At 37.8% G+C, this 18,921-nt stretch carries 18 protein-coding genes; 6 read left to right on the top strand and 12 right to left on the bottom strand.

Translation table 11 applies throughout. The features are described 5' to 3' along the window. Position 1: 1 nt before the first annotated feature. Positions 2 to 1,135, bottom strand: a complete 1,134-nt coding sequence (locus BUB03_RS08565; protein WP_073061995.1) for a serine hydrolase domain-containing protein — start codon at positions 1,133 to 1,135, stop codon at positions 2 to 4. A gap of 125 nt (positions 1,136 to 1,260) precedes the next feature. On the opposite strand from BUB03_RS08565, the gene BUB03_RS08560 reads away from it, so the two are divergent. Next, complete coding sequence (locus BUB03_RS08560) at positions 1,261 to 2,562, top strand: M48 family metalloprotease (RefSeq protein WP_228417808.1); 1,302 nt, start codon at positions 1,261 to 1,263, stop codon at positions 2,560 to 2,562. Between the two features lie 25 nt (positions 2,563 to 2,587). On the opposite strand, the gene BUB03_RS08555 is transcribed toward BUB03_RS08560, so the two are convergent. The 3 genes from BUB03_RS08555 to BUB03_RS08545 all read right to left on the bottom strand — a co-directional run bounded on the left by BUB03_RS08555 (position 2,588) and on the right by BUB03_RS08545 (position 7,387). Next, the gene (locus BUB03_RS08555; RefSeq protein ID WP_073061992.1) at positions 2,588 to 4,108 is read right to left on the bottom strand and encodes a hypothetical protein; all 1,521 of its coding nucleotides are present in this window, start codon (positions 4,106 to 4,108) and stop codon (positions 2,588 to 2,590) included. A gap of 42 nt (positions 4,109 to 4,150) precedes the next feature. Then, entirely contained in the window at positions 4,151 to 5,647 is a 1,497-nt protein-coding gene (locus tag BUB03_RS08550) for a hypothetical protein (protein ID WP_073061990.1), read from the bottom strand. Between the two features lie 198 nt (positions 5,648 to 5,845). Next, the gene (locus BUB03_RS08545; RefSeq protein ID WP_040993342.1) at positions 5,846 to 7,387 is read right to left on the bottom strand and encodes a glycine--tRNA ligase; all 1,542 of its coding nucleotides are present in this window, start codon (positions 7,385 to 7,387) and stop codon (positions 5,846 to 5,848) included. Between the two features lie 29 nt (positions 7,388 to 7,416). Between BUB03_RS08545 and BUB03_RS08540 the strand changes: the two genes are divergently transcribed. Both BUB03_RS08540 and BUB03_RS08535 read left to right on the top strand, forming a co-directional pair. After that, entirely contained in the window at positions 7,417 to 8,313 is an 897-nt protein-coding gene (locus BUB03_RS08540; protein ID WP_228417806.1) for a pseudouridine synthase, read from the top strand. A gap of 129 nt (positions 8,314 to 8,442) precedes the next feature. Further along, positions 8,443 to 9,480 (top strand): quinone-dependent dihydroorotate dehydrogenase, encoded by a 1,038-nt coding sequence (locus BUB03_RS08535; protein ID WP_040993343.1) that lies wholly within the window; start codon positions 8,443 to 8,445, stop codon positions 9,478 to 9,480. Positions 9,481 to 9,508: 28 nt separating this feature from the next. Here BUB03_RS08535 and BUB03_RS08530 read toward each other — a convergent pair whose 3' ends face one another. Together BUB03_RS08530 and BUB03_RS08525 are read right to left on the bottom strand one after the other, a co-directional pair. Beyond that, on the bottom strand, positions 9,509 to 10,396 hold the full coding sequence (locus tag BUB03_RS08530; protein WP_073061987.1) for a hypothetical protein: 888 nt from the start codon (positions 10,394 to 10,396) through the stop codon (positions 9,509 to 9,511). A 19-nt stretch (positions 10,397 to 10,415) separates the two neighbouring features. After that, positions 10,416 to 11,660 carry a DUF445 domain-containing protein gene (locus BUB03_RS08525; RefSeq protein ID WP_040993345.1) on the bottom strand — a complete coding sequence of 415 codons (1,245 nt, stop codon included), beginning with the start codon at positions 11,658 to 11,660 and terminating at the stop codon, positions 10,416 to 10,418. Positions 11,661 to 11,934: 274 nt separating this feature from the next. Between BUB03_RS08525 and msrB the strand changes: the two genes are divergently transcribed. The 3 genes from msrB (at position 11,935) to BUB03_RS08510 (ending at position 13,651) form a co-directional block, all read left to right on the top strand. Then, positions 11,935 to 12,378 (top strand): peptide-methionine (R)-S-oxide reductase MsrB, encoded by a 444-nt coding sequence (gene msrB / locus BUB03_RS08520; RefSeq protein ID WP_073061985.1) that lies wholly within the window; start codon positions 11,935 to 11,937, stop codon positions 12,376 to 12,378. 130 nt (positions 12,379 to 12,508) lie between these two features. Beyond that, entirely contained in the window at positions 12,509 to 13,264 is a 756-nt protein-coding gene (locus BUB03_RS08515; protein ID WP_040993347.1) for a murein L,D-transpeptidase catalytic domain family protein, read from the top strand. A 9-nt stretch (positions 13,265 to 13,273) separates the two neighbouring features. Continuing rightward, complete coding sequence (locus tag BUB03_RS08510) at positions 13,274 to 13,651, top strand: cupin domain-containing protein (protein ID WP_073061982.1); 378 nt, start codon at positions 13,274 to 13,276, stop codon at positions 13,649 to 13,651. Between the two features lie 77 nt (positions 13,652 to 13,728). Here BUB03_RS08510 and fabF read toward each other — a convergent pair whose 3' ends face one another. From fabF to BUB03_RS08480, 6 genes are all read right to left on the bottom strand, one after another. Further along, positions 13,729 to 14,970, bottom strand: coding sequence for a beta-ketoacyl-ACP synthase II (fabF, locus tag BUB03_RS08505; RefSeq protein ID WP_040993349.1), 1,242 nt, complete (start codon positions 14,968 to 14,970; stop codon positions 13,729 to 13,731). A gap of 2 nt (positions 14,971 to 14,972) precedes the next feature. Further along, entirely contained in the window at positions 14,973 to 15,398 is a 426-nt protein-coding gene (locus BUB03_RS08500; protein ID WP_073061979.1) for a PaaI family thioesterase, read from the bottom strand. 12 nt (positions 15,399 to 15,410) lie between these two features. Continuing rightward, on the bottom strand, positions 15,411 to 16,679 hold the full coding sequence (locus BUB03_RS08495; RefSeq protein ID WP_073061976.1) for an acetyl-CoA C-acetyltransferase: 1,269 nt from the start codon (positions 16,677 to 16,679) through the stop codon (positions 15,411 to 15,413). 10 nt (positions 16,680 to 16,689) lie between these two features. Then, the gene (locus BUB03_RS08490; protein WP_073061974.1) at positions 16,690 to 17,295 is read right to left on the bottom strand and encodes a TetR/AcrR family transcriptional regulator; all 606 of its coding nucleotides are present in this window, start codon (positions 17,293 to 17,295) and stop codon (positions 16,690 to 16,692) included. A gap of 239 nt (positions 17,296 to 17,534) precedes the next feature. After that, a complete protein-coding gene (locus BUB03_RS08485) occupies positions 17,535 to 17,951 on the bottom strand; it encodes an OsmC family protein (RefSeq protein ID WP_040993352.1) in 417 nt (138 codons plus the stop codon). An 87-nt stretch (positions 17,952 to 18,038) separates the two neighbouring features. Next, positions 18,039 to 18,905, bottom strand: a complete 867-nt coding sequence (locus BUB03_RS08480; protein WP_073061971.1) for a helix-turn-helix domain-containing protein — start codon at positions 18,903 to 18,905, stop codon at positions 18,039 to 18,041. Between the last annotated feature and the right edge of the window lie 16 nt (positions 18,906 to 18,921).

Genomic DNA, 18,921 nt, shown 5'->3' with positions numbered 1-18,921 from the left:
TTTACTGAAATAATTGTACGGTTTCGTTAACAAGAAATCTTACCTGATCCGGTCTTCCCCTGTCGTTTTTGGGGTTATTTTTGTAGCTGCCGGTTCTTACAATAACCATATTATGTTCCGGAACCATGATGATATATTGTCCCTGTAATCCCAAAAAGTAATAATGTTTAATGGGGTTGTCATAATTGATCCAGAGGCCCATCCCGTAGATTTCTTTGGATTTTTGAGTAGGCGTTCTCATCTGTTCAATAAAATCCGGATTGAAGATTTGTTTTTCGCCTACTTTTCCGTTATCCAGAAATAGCTGCCCCAACTTGGCAAAATCCCTTGCGTTGGAATGGATGCAGCAATATGTTTTTTCCATCCCGTAATGGTCTGTGCTCCATGTGGCATTCTGTTCCATTCCCATCGGAATCCAGAATTTTTCAGATAAATAGCTCGCTAGCGTTTGGTTAAGGGCTTTTTTCAAGGCAAATCCCAGGAGCTGGGTAGATCCGCTCTGGTATTCAAATCTGGTACCGGGCTCTTCTTTAAATCTTCTGGAAAATGTCGCTTTTACAAGATTTTTTCCATAGTAGGCTTTTGCATTGGGCAGAAAAGGATTATTGTAATTTTCATCCCAGTCAAGTCCTGCTTCCATCTGGGCTAGATTTTTAAGAGTGACATCACATCCAAATTCTTTCTCTTCAAATTCAGGATAAAAGTCAGAAAGCTTTTCATCAATATTCCGGATAATACCTTCTTCCATGGCTTTTCCCAATAGCATGACAGTGACGGCTTTTGCCATAGAAAATGAATTGGTGCTCGAAAGCTGGTTATAACCGTCCCAATACTGCTCATGAAGAATTTTTCCGTTTTTTATCACTACAAAAGCTGCTGTTTTGGAGTGCTTTAAATTCTCAATCATATGTTCAGGCAACTCCTTATGATTATATTCGGGGTCTTCCGCCCAAAGTACCGGTTCTTCAGTAGCGATGAGGTTTCCCGGAAAAAGATTCCCGTCGTCGATATTTGCGCTTAGCTTTCCCTTGAGATAGGTTTTGGAAATTCCGCTGAATAGATAATCGTATCCTAAAAGATAAACTGCAGCAACACCTACTGCAGCTCCGCCTATAACATATTTTAATGCCTTCATATAATCATGAGTATCAGTCTCAAACAAATTTAAAATAATTTTGATAAGAAAATCAGAAAGGAACAGTAAATAAACTATTTTTGCGATTAATGATGAAAAATATGACCAGAAAATTGATTGTATGTATGTTTTTCATTTTTTCAGTGATGGGATCCGCCCAGACCTATAAAATGATCGACACCGCAGATTATCTGCAGAGAAAAGAATTTTTAAAAAGTTTTGCCGGAAATAATGAGGTTTTTATTAAAAAGTTAAAATCACAGTATTCCGGGAAGATAGGCTCAGAATTGTCCAGGATCTACAAAGAATTCGGCACCGATTTCGAAAAGCAGGTGAAAAATAAAGATTTTATCTTCAGGTCTGAATTTGAAAATGAGATAAAAAGCCTTATCCAACGTCTCAGAAAAAACAATCCAAATATTCCTCAGGATCTGAAAATTCTGGTGGCAAGGGATAATACGCCCAATGCTTACTGCCTTGCGGACGGAACTTTTGTAATCAATATGGGATTATACAACTGGCTCAACAGTGAGGACCAGATTGCAGCAGTCATTACCCACGAGTTAGGACATAAGATTGATGAACATTCGTTAAAAACATTTTTGAGCATCATTGAACAGAATGAAATGGATAAAACGGCTGTTCAAAACCTGAAGGAAACAACGGTAAAACGAAGCCAGAGCCAGAATCAGAAGGCTTTTGATATTCTTAAAAACCGCGCCTATAAAAAAGGAGTGGAAAGAAGGAAACAGGAAATGAAGGCAGACTCGCTGGGTTATGGGATTTTTAAAAACAGTGATTTTAAAAAGTCTGAATTTGTTAATGCCCTTCAGCGGCTGCAGGATTTTGACACCATTTCTCCCCGCGAACTGAAGGTGGAAACCTATAAAAAGCTTTTTGACCTTCCAAAACAGGCTTTCAATGAAAAGTGGATGAAAAAGGAGGATTTTTCGCTGTACAATTATAATTTTTATAAAGAAAAGCTGGACAAGGACTCTCTGGCATCACACCCCGAAATATCCCGCAGAATCGAAAAGCTCAAAAAAATCTTTACAGAACTGAAAACATCTGCGGAACCGGAAAAAGCTTCTGAAACTTTTACCGCATTAAAGAAAACAGCCCGAATGGAGATTCTTCCCAATTATTTTCATTCCGAAGATTATGGGCTGGGAATTTATGCCTCCATGCAGTTTCTGCAGGATGGTGAAGAGGAAAAATATTATAAAGGCTGGCTGGGTAAATGTTTTGCTAAAATATATGAAGCCCGCAAAAATTATAACCTGAACCGTTATCTGGACAGAATAGAGCCTAAAAACCAAAGTGAGAGTTACCAGCAGTTCCTGAACTTTATGTGGAATTTAAGCCTGGACGACATCAAAAATATAGCAGATTTTTACCAGACCGGCTACCCAATAAAAGAATCCTGATGCATCATCAGGATTCTTCTTTTTTCTAGTAGTTTAGTTTTTCCAAACGGATCTTATTGAACTTTTCTTTTTCGTTGTACTCCCGGAGAAGAATGTAGCCTTCTTTTCCAACGTATGGTATAACGGCATAATTGTCTTTCTCGGAAATAGGAATAATTTCCTGCTTGAACTTTCCGTCAATAACCGTATTAATAAAAAGGTTCCATTTTTTCTGTCTGGTGACTTCGTCTTTCTGGTAGTCACGGTAGAAGAAAACGACATCCTTCCCGCCGTTGAGATATTGGGAGAAAAGGTAATCGCTGTTCACCCATTTTGTTTTTTCTTTTTCAAAAACCTGAACATTTTTGATCTTGAAATCCTTATCGGTGTAAATATAAACAAGATCGGTGGTTTTAGGGGCACTGTATTGGCCTTCCGGCTTGTATTTTTCTGTGAGGATTCCTACGCTTCCGTCATTCATGAAGTACATATCTTTGGTCTGAAGCATGTATCCGTTTTCCACTATGCCACTGGTATTGATTTTTGGAAGAAAAGTTTTAAGATCTGGGACAAAATTGATCCAACGGGTATCTACGGTAAAGTCTGCTTTGTTAACCATCATTCTTGCATATCCAATAGTTTCAAACTTGTCAAGATTTCTACCTAACAGAACAACTTTGTCGTCAAAGGTTTTGTCGTTATCAAGTCTTCCATATGAGTCAATATTATCAAGGGTATTGTCTGTTAAAGTACCTTCAATAGGTTTGTTAGAGGCCTCCTTTCCGGTTTTCATATCAATGACAAGAAGACTAAATGCATTTTGCCCGTCGTTCACTTTTTTCATGATACAGTACATATAGTTCTCATCCCTTTCCAGAATGGATAATGTGGTGAATACTTTTTTGTTCCCGTCTGTATTATATTTATATCTCCAAAGCTCTTTTTTATTATCATCAAATTTAATGATGCTGTTGCTGTTTATATATTTTCCGTAGTCTTTGTATTCTATGGCAAAATAGCCGCCTTCTTTCACTTCTCCTACAGCCGAAACATAGTTGTAGCCCTTTTCTTTTTTCTCATCCCGGTTTTCTTTGCGCTGTGCTTTCCAGTTTTTGGGTTCATTGATCTCTTTAAAAGTACCATCTTCTAGATAATCATAGTAGACTTTTCTTTTGATAGTATTGGTTTTCGGGTCGATGACCATGGAAACGGGAGTGAAGATTTCCCTGCTTTTTACCAAAGAATAATCCATCATCGATGGCTTTAAGATAATCTGTCCTTTAAAATCTACATACCCAAGGTAAGAAGCTGCTGTGATATCTCCTTCAAATTCTTTATTGGCAACAGGGTTAAGATTTTTATCAAGAATTACGTATTCGAATTTCTTGGTCTTATCACCGGTTTTTCCGTAAGAATAAAGAGAGACATAGCCGTAAAGGTTATCTTTATCATCAAACAGGGCATTCATTCCCACATGGTCGCCGGCTGCAAGAGTTGTAAGATCTTGAGTCTGGGAATAAGATAAAATTTGGAATAATCCAAAGATCAGAAAATATAGTTTTTTCATGGATAAAATTTTTGTTTAAAATAATAATTAAATAAAGAAATATTAATAATTGAGCCTTTCCAAACGTATTTTATTGAATTTTTCTTTTTCGTTGAACTCCTGAAGGAGAATATATCCTTCTTTTGCTATATAGGGAATAGTGATATTGTTCTCTGAGGACATTGGTAATACCTCCTGTTTCCATTGTCCGTTTATAAATGTATTGATAAAGAGGTTCCATTTCTTTTCTCTGTTTTTTCTTTCAGTGTCTGCATAGAAAAATACCATATCATTTTTATCATTCAGGTATTGTGAAAAAAGGTAAGTGCTATTTTTCTGAGTGGGATAAACTTTGAGGTTTTTCAGTTTCATCATTGGATCCAGATGCATCATTATAATATCTGAGACTGCATTGTTTTTCCTGCTTATTTTCTGAAAAATAATAACAATATCGTTGTTCTTTAAAAAACTTACTGACTTTATATCAATATCTTTCGAATCAAAGGGATCTTTAAGCTCTTCTATATCTTTATGGCTGCTGTACACATCATCAAGAAGATGAATGTCATTAAATGTCAGCTGGTTGGTGCTTTTATCATAAATAAGCTTTACAAACCCTTCATTATAAAAATTAAGCGGACCTCCTGAATACCTCAATAAAGATGTCAGTTTATCAGTTGTATTGTATTTACCGTTTATTGCTCCGTCTGCAGAGTTAAGGGTAATATAAAGGTTGTTTTCATACGGAAACGGAAGTACGGACATTATCTTTCCTGTCTTCAAATCAAATATCATAAAATTATACTCCGAAGAATCTTTCTGATGTCTGTTCACTTTAGCGATCAGAATATCATTGTCATAATTTACAACTTTGAAGTTGACGAAATTGTATTTATTATCCTGATCGAAGAATTTATAATCCCAAAGTTTTTCATTCTTATCATTGAAAAGCTTAAGGGAAATATCTTTAAATAAAGGCCTGTCATATTTGTATTCAAAAATAAGGGTCTGATTGTTATTAAGCTCTATTACTTCAGAAGTTAATTGATATCCGAGAGTTTTCTTTAAATTTCTGTTATCGTCTTTTCGTTCTCCATTCGTTTTGGAAACAGGTACAGGAATGAGGTTTGTTCCGTCATACTGAAGATTATCTTTCTTTTTGATTTTATAATCATTAAGACTGATAATAAAATCCGAAGGAGTGTAAAATGACGTGTCAAACGCATAATCATATGCATTGAAAGAAGGGGTAATGACTAATTGTTTTTCTGAATTGATATAGGAATAGTATTCAATAGCTGTCTCGTCAGTTTCAAAATTTCCGGAGGAAAGAGAATTGAGATTTTTATCAAAAATGATGTATTCTAATTTGTTTTTCTTTTTATTGTTTTCCGTTTTTCCTACATCATAAAGTGCAAAGTAGCCGAAAAGATTTCTGTCATTATCTAGAATGGATTTCAGACCCAGATATTTTCCGGTGGCTAAAACTGCCAGATCCTGAGTTTGGGAAAAGGCTAGTGTTTGGAATAATCCAAACAAAAAGAGATATAGTTTTTTCATCATGTGTATTTTGGCAAAAATAATAAATTCAGGAATATGCCAACACAGTTAATTTCTTGTGAAAACAAATGAATAAGAATATACTTTAATGCCGAAAAGAAATCTGCGAGAACTTTTTAATGCTTGTGGATTAGCAGATCACGCAGATGTTATGATGTAATAAAAAATAAAAAAGCCCCGGATGATGGGGCTTTTAATCTATATTTTAGAAAGTAAATTTCTGAAATTCGTTTTCTCGTCGATGATCCTTCTCAAATCTGAAACAGGAACTCTTTCCTGCTGCATGGTATCCCTGTCTCTAATGGTTACCGTATGATCTGTTAAAGAATCGTGGTCGATCGTGATACAGTAAGGAGTACCTATGGCATCCTGTCTTCTGTAACGTTTTCCGATGGCATCTTTTTCTTCGTAGAACAGGTTGAAATCGTATTTCAAATCGTTGAAGATTTTCTCTGCATATTCTGCCAGACCGTCTTTTTTCATTAGCGGAAGGATAGCCGCTTTGATCGGAGCCAATGCAGGAGGTAAAGACAATACTGTTCTTTCTGAACCGTCTTCAAGCGTTTCATCTTTCAGACAGTGAGCAAATATGGAAAGGAATAACCTGTCTAAACCTACAGATGTTTCCACCACATAAGGAACATAATTTTCGTTTCTTTCAGGATCGAAGAACTGAAGCTTTCTTCCTGAATATTCTTCGTGAGCTTTTAAATCAAAATCAGTTCTTGAGTGGATACCTTCCAATTCTTTAAATCCGAATGGGAAGTTGAATTCAATATCAGCTGCAGCATTTGCATAGTGAGCTAACTTTTCATGATCGTGGAATCTGTAATTTTCATTACCTAAGCCAAGGGCTAAGTGCCAGTTCAGACGTTTTTGCTTCCAGTTTTCATAGAACTCAAGCTCAGTTCCCGGAGCTACAAAAAACTGCATTTCCATCTGCTCGAATTCACGCATTCTGAAAATAAACTGTCTGGCAACGATTTCATTTCTGAACGCTTTACCAATTTGGGCAATACCGAAAGGAAGTTTATGACGTGAGGTTTTCTGAACATTTAAAAAGTTCACAAAGATACCCTGAGCTGTTTCCGGTCTTAAATAAAGATCCATCGCAGAATCTGCGGAAGCACCTAATTTAGTTCCGAACATCAGGTTGAACTGTCTTACTTCCGTCCAGTTTTTAGAACCTGTATCCGGGTCAGCAATTTCCAATTCTTCAATTAGAGCTTTTACATCAGCAAGATCTTCATTTTCAAGAGATTTTGCCAGTCTTGAAAGAATAGCTTCTCTTTTTGCTCTGTATTCAAGAATCTTTGGATTCGTTGCAACAAATTGGTCTTTATCGAAAGCATCACCGAATCTTTTTGCTGCCTTTTCAATTTCTTTATTCTCTTTGTCTTCAATTTTAGCACAGTAATCTTCCACCAAAACGTCTGCTCTGAAACGTTTTTTAGAATCCTTATTGTCAATCAATGGATCGTTGAAAGCGTCTACGTGGCCCGATGCCTTCCATGTGGTAGGATGCATAAGGATCGCCGAATCAATGCCGACAATATTTTCGTTAAGCTGTACCATAGCTTTCCACCAATATTGTTTGATATTGTTTTTTAATTCGGCACCGTTCTGTCCATAATCATAAACAGCGGATAAACCGTCATAGATCTCACTGGAAGGGAAAATAAAACCATATTCTTTAGCGTGAGAAATCACTTTCTTGAAAACATCTTCTTGCTTTGCCATAATTTTTTTACGTCTGATGTGCAAAAATAGTGAAAAAGCCGGAAGTTGAGGATGGAAGATGGAAGTTTTTATGTACATGGCAATTAGGAGCCGGGAACCTGCTTTCGCTACTCGCTTTTTCTGGATTAGGGTTGCGGCGGCAGCGCCGCCGCAACCCTAATCCAGAAAAGAGCTCAGACATACCGCTCAATCAGGGCTATAGATCAGTCAAAAATCTCTACTTTTGCCCCATGTTAGAAATTCTTTATCGCGACGAACATCTTATTGCCATCAATAAACCGAGCGGGCTACTGGTTCATAAATCTTTTTATTCGGGAGAGGCAGATACTTACGCCATCCAGGAGTTGAGAAAGCAAATAGGGCAAAAAGTTTATCCGGTGCATCGTCTTGACCGAAAAACTTCGGGAGTCTTATTATTTACTTTAGATAAAGATACTCTTCGGGTCATGAGCGATAGATTTGCTGCAAAAGAAGTTGAAAAGAAGTATTTAGCTATTCTTCGTGGCTGGACGAAAGAAGAAGAAACGATTGATTACGACTTGGTTAATGAAAATGAAGTCAGGCAGAATGCAGTCACTTATTATCGTCGTTTGCAGACTTCAGAAATTGATTTACCTTTCTTAAAACATCAGACTTCCAGATATTGTTTAGTGGAAGCTATTCCTGAAACGGGACGATTTCATCAGTTGAGAAAACATTTTAAACATATTCTGCATCCGATCTTGGGCTGTCGCAAACATGGTTGCAACAAACAAAATAAGTTGTGGCTGGAAACATTTGGCATTAACAAAATGACGCTTCATGCTCATCAATTGATTTTTAATCATCCTGTTTCTAACGAAAGAATTACGGTAAATGCCACGATAGATGAAGAGTTCAGGAGAGTAGGAGATATCCTGAATTTTGATTTGAGTACTTATTCTTAATAGTCGAAAATGCTGATTTATGGATAATTTACCTTTATAGATGATGTATATAAAAGGCATTTTGATAAAATATCATAGGTTAATCGGTCATTAATTTTAAATTGAGTATTTTTGTAAAACTTTTTTTCAATGTACAAAAGTATCATCCGACCCATTCTCTTCAAATTTGATCCCGAAGAAGTTCATCATTTTACATTTTCAATGCTTAAAAATTTTGGATTTCTTACCAGATTATTTTTACCCAAGCCTATTGAAGATAAACGTCTGGAAAGAGAAGTTTTCGGATTGAAATTTAAAAATCCTGTCGGATTGGCCGCAGGTTTCGATAAAAATGCCGTTTTATTTAATGAATTGGGAGATTTAGGTTTCGGATTTGTAGAAATCGGGACAGTAACTCCAAGAGCTCAGGCTGGAAATCCTAAGAAAAGATTGTTCCGTCTCATTGAAGATGGCGGAATTATCAACAGGATGGGTTTCAATAATGATGGTCTTGAAGCAGCGATTGAGAAGCTGAAATCCAACAAAGGAAAAATAATCATCGGTGGAAACATCGGAAAAAATACCGACACAAAACCGGAAAACTATACCCAGGATTATCTGGACTGTTTTGAAGGTCTTCATCCCCATGTAGATTACTTCGTTCTGAATGTGAGCTGCCCGAATGTAGGAAGCCATGCCAAGCTGGAAGATGTGGAATACCTTCGTGAGCTGATTACAGAAGTAAAGAAAATCAACCAGTCAAAGGCTGTACGGAAGCCAATTTTATTGAAAATCGCCCCGGATTTGAATAACAATCAATTAGATGAAATTATAGAATTGATTGCTGAAACAAAAATTGATGGAATTGTAGTTTCTAATACTTCTGTCAACAGAGAAGGGCTGAAAACTTCCCCTGAGATTTTAGCGGAGATCGGAAACGGCGGTTTAAGCGGGAAGCCAATTCGTGAAAGAAGTACCAAAATGATTAAATATCTTTCCGATAAAAGCAACAGAGCTTTTCCGATCATCGGGGTAGGAGGAATTCACTCTGCAAAGGATGCCATGGAGAAACTGGATGCCGGAGCAAGTCTGGTGCAGCTTTATACCGGATTCATCTACGAAGGCCCGGAACTGATCAATGAGATCAATAAAGAACTTTTAAAAAGAGCAGGCAGATTGCCAAGATAAGATAAAGGGAGTTGAGAAGCTCTCTTTTTTATTTTGATCTTATCACAGAAGCATTGTTTATATCAACCGTAAGAGTATAAGCCGGAGAAGTGGTGGTTTTGCTGATCTTATACTTCAACGTTTTCCGGTCTTTAGATTTTGTTTCAGTAGTGTCGTAGATGTTTTCGAGGCAGCTTTCGGTCAGGAACTCTTCATAGTTTTTGTAATTCCAGTCCTTTGTAAAATACAGGATTCTATAGCCTTTTTCACCTTCACTTGCTCCACATCTTCCGCAGGCATTAAAGTTGGAGGAATGTTCAAAATACAGTAAAACCCGGTTGCCGTTTTTTCCTGAAGCATAGGAAATCAGTTGGTTGCCGCCGTGTTTATTAATAAAATCAAAAGTATTGATCTTTTTGTTGTTAGGTAAGGTCAGGTAATTATTATACCGGTAAATCATGTCATTACCGGTAAATAATTGTGCCGGCTGAACTTTTTGATTAAGATAAAAGTTTCCCGGGATCTTATTTCCTTTAGGATTATCCTGATCAAATACAATATATTCTTTAGGAGACAGGGCTTCTGCAATTTCAGCCGTTTTTTCCACTTTCTGGGGTGAAGTAATCTGATCTTTAAGCAGTTTTGAATTCTGTTTCTGCTTATTGCCGAAATGATATAAATACAGTTTTCCATAGTTATAAACACCTGTCAGAGGAATTTTCTTCTGGTGCTTATTGTAATAATACCAGCCGTCCACAAAATACTGGTGAAGGCTGCAATCTGCAATGCCGGCAAAATAAAGTTGCATTGTGACCGGCATTCCTGCGATTTCACCTTTGAAAACCTGTGACGAATCTGTTACTGCTTTGAATTCAACTTTCTGACAGAAACCGACGACGGAAAAGGAAAGAAATAGGATGTTCAATAGTTTTTTCATGGTTGGTGGCGAATCGTTTTTAGAGGAAGAAGTTGGCAATGGTATAGATGATAAGCCCCACAAGTCCTCCAACAAGCGTTCCGTTTACCCGGATAAACTGAAGGTCTTTTCCCACTTCCAGTTCCAGTTTTTCGCTTAATTCTTTACCCTGCCAGTTTCCTACGGTAGAACTGATGAGGTTACCGAACTGGTGCGTGTTTTTAAGAATATATTTGTAGGCGGTTACCCTTACCCAGTGGTCTATTTTATTCTGAAGATTTTCATCCGTTTTTAAATTTTGGGAAAACTCGTTCAGGTTTTTGGTGAGATAGCTTTTTAAAGAAGACTGATCGTCCTGTAATTCCTTCATTAATGTTTTCTTAATGGAAACCCAGATATCGCTGGAATATTCGTCCAGCTTATCACTTTTCAGGAGACCGTTCTTAATGTTTTTAAATTCCTCATCCCATTTAGGATCATCTTTCAGATCATTGGAGAACTCCTGAATTTTCTGGGTAACAAGGTTCCGGATCTCATGCTCCGGATCTTCTTCAATTTCTTTAAAAAAATCTGAAAGTCCGCTGGCAATTTTATCGGCGATCTTATTATCAACAAAAGCGGGAATAAATGAATAACTTCCTTTCTGTACCCGGTCTTTGATCATTTCATCGTTTTCGATAATATAATCTTTAATCTGTCTGGAAAGATTGGTTACCATTCTCTGGTGATCATTTTTTTCCAGAATATAATTGATCCCGTTTCCTACTACTTTGTTTAGCTTGATATCATCCGTCATCTCAGACACTTTCTTGCTGATGAACTGGCTTACGGAAGTATCATCAAGCTTATTGAGAATATCAAGAACAATATCAGAAAGGTTTCTGATCAGAATATCCTGGTTTTTCTCCTTAACCAACCATTCGCCTACGAAATTTGAAATTTTAAGCCTTTGAATATATGGACGTATATTCTGTGGTGAAAGAAAATTACTCACCACAAAACTACCGAGATTATCGCCCAGCCTCTGTTTACTGTTTTCAATAAGATTGGTATGGGGAATCGGAAGTCCGAGAGGATGCTGGAACAAGGCGGTTACAGCGAACCAGTCGGCCAGTGCTCCTACCATTGCCGCCTCGGAAAAAGCCCGTACATAACCCAGCCAATGAGAAGGATTAGACTTTTGAAGTAAGGTAGTGGCAATGAAAATAACAGCCATCAGAATAAATAATCCGGTGGCAAACATTTTATATTTTCTCAGCTGTTTTCTTTTTGCTTCATCATTCATATTCTCAAATTTACTAAATTTGGTTGTGAACTTATGATTTATTCTAACCGCAAAGTCGCAAAAGCTTTTAAATTATTTAAACACTTTAGAAAACGTTAGTTTTAAAAGTTTTAGCCTCCTGGAAAAGATCACCTCAGTAGAAAATCAGAGATTTTCATAAAAACTTCAGTGGACCTCTGGTGTGTAATGTATTTAATTTAAAAGAACTTAAGTGTTAAAAAAACTTTTGCGGTTCTATTTTTAAACATATCAAAAAAATATTTAAAATAATTCTATGGAAAACCAAGCAAAAAACAATCCATACTATTCCAGAACAGATACTGCGAAACTTAACATTTCCAATGAAGAGTGGAAAAAGATCCTTGCTCCGGACTTATATGCAGTTGCAAGGGAAGCAGCTACGGAAAGAGCATTTACCGGAAAATACAATGAATTCGATGAAACCGGTGATTATTACTGTGCAGTTTGCGGAAACCATCTTTTCCGTTCCACCTCAAAATTTGCCAGCAGTTGTGGATGGCCAAGCTTTTTCGAAGCCGACAAGGAAGGGGTTTATTACAAGAGAGACACCACCTATGGAATGGAAAGAGTGGAAGTGCTTTGCAAACGCTGTGATTCACATCTTGGGCATGTTTTTGACGATGGCCCCAAACCAACAGGATTACGCTATTGCATGAACTCTGTAAGCCTTGAATTCGTTGCAGATTCTCAAGAATAAACAGCCCTTTAATTCACGAAATCAGGACGTTAAAGTTTCTTAAATTCAGTTAAACTTTGTAGACTTATAAGTGTCTGGTAATTATGTTTTTATAATTTTGCCTCACTAATTTGGAATTTAATAGTATTGAATGAAAGGAATTTATAGTGTATTAGGCCTGTTATACTTGGTCACGACTTCATTCTATCTTTCGCCAAAAAAGGCTGTAAAGACTGAGAATGTCAACACAACAAAAATTGAAAAAGTAGCAGACACGAAATCTGGGAAGACGGCTTCAAATGCATCTTCATCAGAAGAATTGTACAAATCAATTCAATTTGAACCTGAACATGAACTGAACTACGAAGTTTTCGCAAAAGCATTGACAGGTTTTGAAAATTTAAAAAAAGCAGGATTACTGAACCCGGAGTCGCATTTACTGACTATCTGCGATTTTTCTATGTCTTCGAATACAAAAAGGCTTTGGGTGATTGATACTGATGAGAAAAAGGTACTGTTCAATTCACTGGTAGCACACGGAAAAAATACAGGCGAGGAATTTGCGACGAATTTTTCTAACACGGAAAGTTCGCTGCAGAGCAGCTTAGGATTTTATATCACGGATGCCACTTACCAGGGAGATAACGGGTATTCTTTGAAACTGTTGGGAATGGATAAAGGCTTTAATGATGCAGCGTACAGAAGAGCAATCGTAATGCACGGGGCAGATTACGTAAGTGATGATTTTGCAGCAATGCACAAAAGAATCGGAAGAAGCTGGGGATGTCCGGCAATACCGAAGGCATTGACGCAGCCGATCATTAATACGATAAAAGGACGAAACTGTCTTTTCATCTATTATCCGGATCAGAATTATTTATCTTCTTCAGAGTGGTTGAAGTCATAATGATCTGAAATGGAAGATTCTTCAGAATTTGTTTCTGCTGTAAGGTTGACGAATAATCCCGATGGAACATGTACGTTCGAAAAAGGGAGAATTCCGACGCTAAAACCAATGAATACAACTACTTTTTGGATAAGCAATACCGTTGAAGAATGGGAGAAAGTAACCCATCCGGCTCCAAGAAGGCAATATGTTGTAACATTAAAAGGAAATATAAGATTCAGGGTAAGTGATGGTTCTACGTTTCTTATTGAACCGGGAATTATTTTACTCGCTGAAGATACTAAAGGAGAAGGACACAGCTGGGATATAATAGAAGGGGATCAATGGGAGAGGCTTTATATTCCGATCGCTGATAATGCAGAGGATTATTTTATTGCTGATACCTGATAGGAAATTTATTTCATTATCAGGAGCCAGTTATAAAATGGAAAAGCAGTCAATTCTGACTGCTTTTTTCATTTTATTTAGTTAAACTTCTTAAAAACCAGAGTAGCATTGTGTCCTCCGAATCCGAAGGCATTGCTTAAGGCAAAATTAATATCCTTTTCTTTAGCTTCCCCGAAAACAATATTCACATCTTTAGGAATGTTCTCATCAATATTGTGAAGATTGATCGTAGGAGGAATAATTCCCTTTTCTACAGCCTTAATGGATAGGATGGCCTCAGCAGCGCCTGCAGCACCCAATAAATGACCGGTCATGGACTTCGTTGCGCTGATGTCAAGCTTTTTGCTTCCTCCGAACAGCTTGCTGATTGCATTCAGCTCGATCACATCTCCAATCGGGGTAGAAGTGGCATGAGGATTAAGATAATCAATGTCTTCTGCGTTTGCGCCAGCTTCTTTCATCGCCAGCTGCATTGCTTTAATGGCGCTTATGCCGTCAGGATGGGGTGCGGTCATATGGTAAGCATCGGCAGTCATGGCAGCACCCGCCAGTTCTGCATAAATTTTGGCACCTCTTGCTTTTGCGTGTTCGTATTCTTCAAGAACCAAAGCACCGGCACCTTCACCCATTACAAAACCATCTCTTTCTGCATCGTAAGGACGGCTTGCGGTTGCAAAATCATCATTCCTGGTAGACATCGCCTTCATTACCGAAAACCCTCCTATAGAAGCAGGTGTGATAGCAGCTTCAGATCCTCCGCTTATGATAACTTTGGCTTTTCCAAGACGGATATAATTGAAGGCATCCATCAATGCCGTATTTCCTGTGGCACATGCTGAAATGGTGGTATAGTTAATCCCCTGCAGTCCGAATTTCATAGAAATCATTCCTGAAGCCATATTGGCTATAAATTTAGGAACGAAAAAAGGATTAAACCTGGGTGTTCCGTCACCGTCTGCGAAATTCATGACTTCCCCTTCAAAGGTTACCATTCCGCCCTGTCCGGTTCCCCAGATTACTCCGGTATCAAAAGGATCCATTTTTTCCAGTTCAAGCCCGGAATCCTGAATAGCTTCAGTGGAAGCGTACATAGCATATTGCGAAAATAAGTCGCTTCTTTTTATTTCATTGTGGGTCAGGTGAACTTTCGGATCAAAGTTTTTTACTTCACAGGCAAAGTGCACTTTAAATTTCTCTGAATCAAAATGAGTAATTAAACCCGCTCCGCTGACACCGTTAATACTGTTTTGCCAAAAATCTTCGACATTGTTCCCCAAAGGCGTTACTGCGCCCAGACCTGTAATGACAACTCTTTTCATATCTAGTTATTAATTTTGAATAGGTTAGAGGTTCCCCTGGCAATCAGTCTTGTTTTGTCTGCGTTCCATATCTCGCATTGTGCATTCACAAACTGCCGGCCTCTTTTTATAATTTTCGTTTCGGCTACAATATTATCATTTTCTTTTGCAGTTGAAAAATAATCGATCACATTATTGATGGTTGTTATGAAAGAATTTTCATTCAGGGAGAACATGGTGGCTCCGATAATGTCATCAACAATGGCTGCAGTTACACCGCCATGAAGATTTCCAATGGGATTAAGCCACTCCGGTCTCACGGTATATTTGAATTCGAGATGTCCTTCTTCTGCAGAAACTATAATAGGATTGAGCCATTTCATAAACGGTGACGGAGACTGGTCAAATTCCTTTCCGATAAATTGCTGCAGTTGTGCTAATCTGTCCATATTTGTTTTGTTTTATTTTTCTAAAATCATAGTAACGCCCTGTCCCCTTGCGGCACAGATAGAGATAAAACCTTTCCCGCTTCCTTTTTCATTGAGAAGTTTGGCCAGGGTCCCGATAATTCTTCCTCCTGTTGCTGCAAAAGGATGAGCAACGGCAAGGCTTCCACCTTTTACATTTAACTTATTTCTATCGATTTTTCCCAATGCTTTTTCGAGGCCGAATTTTTTAGCAAGATCATCATTTTCCCAGATCTTGATGGTAGCCAGAACCTGTGCTGCAAAGGCTTCATGAATTTCATAATAATCAAATTCTTCCAGACTCATTCCTGCTTTTTTAAGCATTTTTTCTGCAGCAAAAACAGGGGCAAGAAGGAGATTTTGTTTATTTTCAACATATTCTATCCCTGCTAATTCTGAAAATGTAATATAGGCTAAAACAGGAAGATTATTGGCTTTGGCCCATTCTTCACTGGCCAGCAGTACGGCAGATGCTCCATCGGTGAAAGGAGTTGAATTTCCGGCAGTCAAAGTTCCGTTTTCTTTATCAAAGGCAGGTTTCAATTGGGAGAGCTTTTCAAGGCTAGTATCTCTGCGGAGATTATTATCTTTATCCAAACCGAAGGCGGGGATGATCATATCATCAAAAAATCCTTCATCATAAGCCTGCGCCATATTTTTGTGGCTTCTGAAAGCCAGTTCATCCTGCTCTTCACGGGAAATCTGATAATATTTTGCTGTAATTTCTGTGTGTCCGCCCATTACCAGGCCTGTTTTCGGTTCCTGTCCTTTGTAAGGAACGGGCATCCAGTCTTTCAGTTTTGGACTTAAAAGCTGTTTTAATTTCCCGAATACCGATTTTTCCTTATTGGCTTTTAATAATGCTTTTCTCAGTCTCGGCGCTGATTCAAACGGAATGTTGCTCATGGCTTCAACCCCGCAGGCGATTCCGCTTTCGATCTGTCCTAAAGCTATTTTATTTCCGATGTAGACTGCTGCTTCAATTCCTGTGTCGCAGGCCTGCTGAAGATCGCACGCAGGCGTTGCAGGATCAAGCGCAGTATTCATCACGGTTTCCCGGATGAGGTTGCTTTCTGAAATATGCTTGATAACGGCTCCTCCAGCTACTTCACCAAGAAGCTTTCCCTGTAAATGATACTTAGAGATCAGCCCGTTAAGGGTTGCTTCCAGGAGTTCCTGATTGTCCAGGTCTGCATAAGCGGTATTGATTCTGGCAAAAGGAATTCTGCTGTATCCTACGATGGCCACTTTTTTTGTTTCCATAATGAAAATTTTATGAGGGAAATATTTTTAGTTCTTTGTCGATCATAAATGCTATTCTGTTTAAGGCAGTGTTCAAATACTTTTCATCTCCTGTTGTTTTGGAGAGAAGTATTCCGCCTTCTATAAGCATAATGAAGAGTGATCCGTATTCATCAGCATGAATATTCGGATATATTTCTCCGCTTTCCTGTCCATCCATAATGACGGCTGTTATTTTTTGAATCCAGCTTTCAAAAGACCGGGTTACCTGTTTTTTCAGTTCAGGAAAAATATCATCAGCTTCCGTAGCTGCATTCATCAGAGGACAGCCTCCGTTTTCGAATACCACTTTCCAGTTTTTCCGGTAAAAGCTGACGATAGCATGTAGTTTATCTATGGTCGTTACAAATTCATCACTGAAAGATCTTGTCATGTTTTTTGCCTGCAGGGCAGCATTGTATTTGTAAACTTCCAGAGCGACTTCGTCTTTATTTTCAAAATTCCCGTAGATGCTTCCCTTGGTGAGACCCGTAGCTTCTGAAATGTCAGATAAAGACGTAGACAGATAGCCTTTGGTATTAAACAAAGAGGCTGTTTTTTCAATAATGAATTGTCTGGTTTTTTCTGCTTTTGACATTGAAGTATTTAAATTTCAATACAAATATACAAAAAATATACCGATCGGTATATTTTATTTTAAAAGTACTTTCAAAAATTCAAATAGCAACTTTCTTAAAAAAATAACCATTAAGATCATTTAAGTGGTAAAGAGAAGTTAGGAACCTGTGGACAGGCATCATACGATGAAAATATATTCCTCTTAACTTTCCTTGATCCTTAAAAATCTTAATGGTTCAGGTAAAAACTCTGATATGATTAAGCTAAAGTAGCATTCAGTGTGATTTCAAAATTAAAAGCGGCACTTACCGGGCAACCTTCTTCGGCAATTTTTGCATATTTCTGGAATTCTTCTTCAGAAAGTCCCGGAACTTTTGCGGTAAGGGTCAGTTCGGATTTGGTAATTTTTCCGATGCTTGGATCAAGGGTGATTACGGAAGTTGTTTTTAATTCTTCAGGAGTGAAACCAGCCTGTGAAAGTTCAGCACTAAGTTTCATTGTAAAGCATCCTGCATGTGCTGCTGCAAGCAATTCTTCAGGATTTGTTCCCACACCGTCTGCAAAACGGCTGTTGAAAGAATACTGAGTTTCGTTTAAAGTTGTGCTTTGAGTAGTTAAATGTCCTTTACCTTCTTTGATGTTACCGTTCCAAACGGCTGTTGCGTTACGTCTCATAATGTTTGATTTTTATTATTTTAATATGTTGATTTCGATGATACAAAGATATGTCGGTTCTATGCCTGATTCAATAGATAAAAGTGGTTAAATGTTGTACTTTTTTCCCGAATGGTAATTTTTTTTAAAATTTGCCGGTGTATTTCCTGTTTTACTGGTGAAAAGGCGGTTGAAGTAAGCCGGATCTTCATAGCCTAAATCATAGGCAATTTCTTTAACGGGTTTATCGGTATAAAACAGAAGTCTTTTGGCCTCCAGTAAAATTCTGTTGATGATCAGCTGGTTGGGAGATTCCAGATTCAGGTTTTTAAATTTATGGGTTAAAGTTTTGGGCGCCAGATGTAGAAGTTCTGCATAATCTGACACATTGTGTTTTTCCCGGAAATGAATTTCCAGATACCTGCTGAAATCTCTGAACACCTCCATCTCGCTGCCGGGAATTTTGATGTTAGTATTGTTGAGGTGCTGCTTCTTCCAGTTTCTGGTGGAACGAATGATGATCTGCTTTACATACGTTCTGATCATTTCTTCTGCAGAAGAATCTTTCCATTCCAGTTCATCCTTTATATTCCCGAATAGGTTTTTAATTTCGGATGTTTCCTTATCAGTAAGCTCTACAAAAGGAATTTCAAATACGTTGTGAAAAAGAAGACCGTCACAGGCTACTTCTTTGTCATGAATCTGAATGCAGTAAAAATCCCGGTTGTAGTACAGCAGCATGGAGTCTTCCTGTCCTTTTTCTATTTTCAGGTGCTGGCTGGTGAGAAAAAACAGGGAAGGTTTTGAAACTTTATAATGATTAAAATCTACGGTAAGCTCATAGCCTGCCGGTATGAAAAGGATCTTAATATCATATCTGAATTTATTCCCATTGATGGTTTCCAGATTTTTTTCGGAGAAGATTTCAAGTCCGAGTTTTTTGTAGTGGTCTTCAAAAATAAGTTGCTCCTGCATATTTTTACTTTAGTTT

The sequence above is a fragment of the Chryseobacterium oranimense genome (assembly GCF_900129755.1).
Classification (GTDB): Bacteria; Bacteroidota; Bacteroidia; order Flavobacteriales; family Weeksellaceae; genus Chryseobacterium; species Chryseobacterium oranimense.
This window is presented reverse-complemented; position numbering and strand designations above follow the sequence as displayed.

What these genes read in the sequence shown, in the direction of transcription:
- BUB03_RS08565 (WP_073061995.1), bottom strand. Translation starts at nt 1,135, where the DNA reads ATGAAGGCATTAAAATATGTTATAGGCGGAGCTGCAGTAGGTGTTGCT.
- BUB03_RS08560 (WP_228417808.1), top strand. Translation starts at nt 1,261, where the DNA reads ATGTTTTTCATTTTTTCAGTGATGGGATCCGCCCAGACCTATAAAATG.
- BUB03_RS08555 (WP_073061992.1), bottom strand. Translation starts at nt 4,108, where the DNA reads ATGAAAAAACTATATTTTCTGATCTTTGGATTATTCCAAATTTTATCT.
- BUB03_RS08550 (WP_073061990.1), bottom strand. Translation starts at nt 5,647, where the DNA reads ATGAAAAAACTATATCTCTTTTTGTTTGGATTATTCCAAACACTAGCC.
- BUB03_RS08545 (WP_040993342.1), bottom strand. Translation starts at nt 7,387, where the DNA reads ATGGCAAAGCAAGAAGATGTTTTCAAGAAAGTGATTTCTCACGCTAAA.
- BUB03_RS08535 (WP_040993343.1), top strand. Translation starts at nt 8,443, where the DNA reads ATGTACAAAAGTATCATCCGACCCATTCTCTTCAAATTTGATCCCGAA.
- BUB03_RS08530 (WP_073061987.1), bottom strand. Translation starts at nt 10,396, where the DNA reads ATGAAAAAACTATTGAACATCCTATTTCTTTCCTTTTCCGTCGTCGGT.
- BUB03_RS08525 (WP_040993345.1), bottom strand. Translation starts at nt 11,660, where the DNA reads ATGAATGATGAAGCAAAAAGAAAACAGCTGAGAAAATATAAAATGTTT.
- msrB (WP_073061985.1), top strand. Translation starts at nt 11,935, where the DNA reads ATGGAAAACCAAGCAAAAAACAATCCATACTATTCCAGAACAGATACT.
- BUB03_RS08515 (WP_040993347.1), top strand. Translation starts at nt 12,509, where the DNA reads ATGAAAGGAATTTATAGTGTATTAGGCCTGTTATACTTGGTCACGACT.
- BUB03_RS08510 (WP_073061982.1), top strand. Translation starts at nt 13,274, where the DNA reads ATGGAAGATTCTTCAGAATTTGTTTCTGCTGTAAGGTTGACGAATAAT.
- fabF (WP_040993349.1), bottom strand. Translation starts at nt 14,970, where the DNA reads ATGAAAAGAGTTGTCATTACAGGTCTGGGCGCAGTAACGCCTTTGGGG.
- BUB03_RS08500 (WP_073061979.1), bottom strand. Translation starts at nt 15,398, where the DNA reads ATGGACAGATTAGCACAACTGCAGCAATTTATCGGAAAGGAATTTGAC.
- BUB03_RS08495 (WP_073061976.1), bottom strand. Translation starts at nt 16,679, where the DNA reads ATGGAAACAAAAAAAGTGGCCATCGTAGGATACAGCAGAATTCCTTTT.
- BUB03_RS08490 (WP_073061974.1), bottom strand. Translation starts at nt 17,295, where the DNA reads ATGTCAAAAGCAGAAAAAACCAGACAATTCATTATTGAAAAAACAGCC.
- BUB03_RS08485 (WP_040993352.1), bottom strand. Translation starts at nt 17,951, where the DNA reads ATGAGACGTAACGCAACAGCCGTTTGGAACGGTAACATCAAAGAAGGT.
- BUB03_RS08480 (WP_073061971.1), bottom strand. Translation starts at nt 18,905, where the DNA reads ATGCAGGAGCAACTTATTTTTGAAGACCACTACAAAAAACTCGGACTT.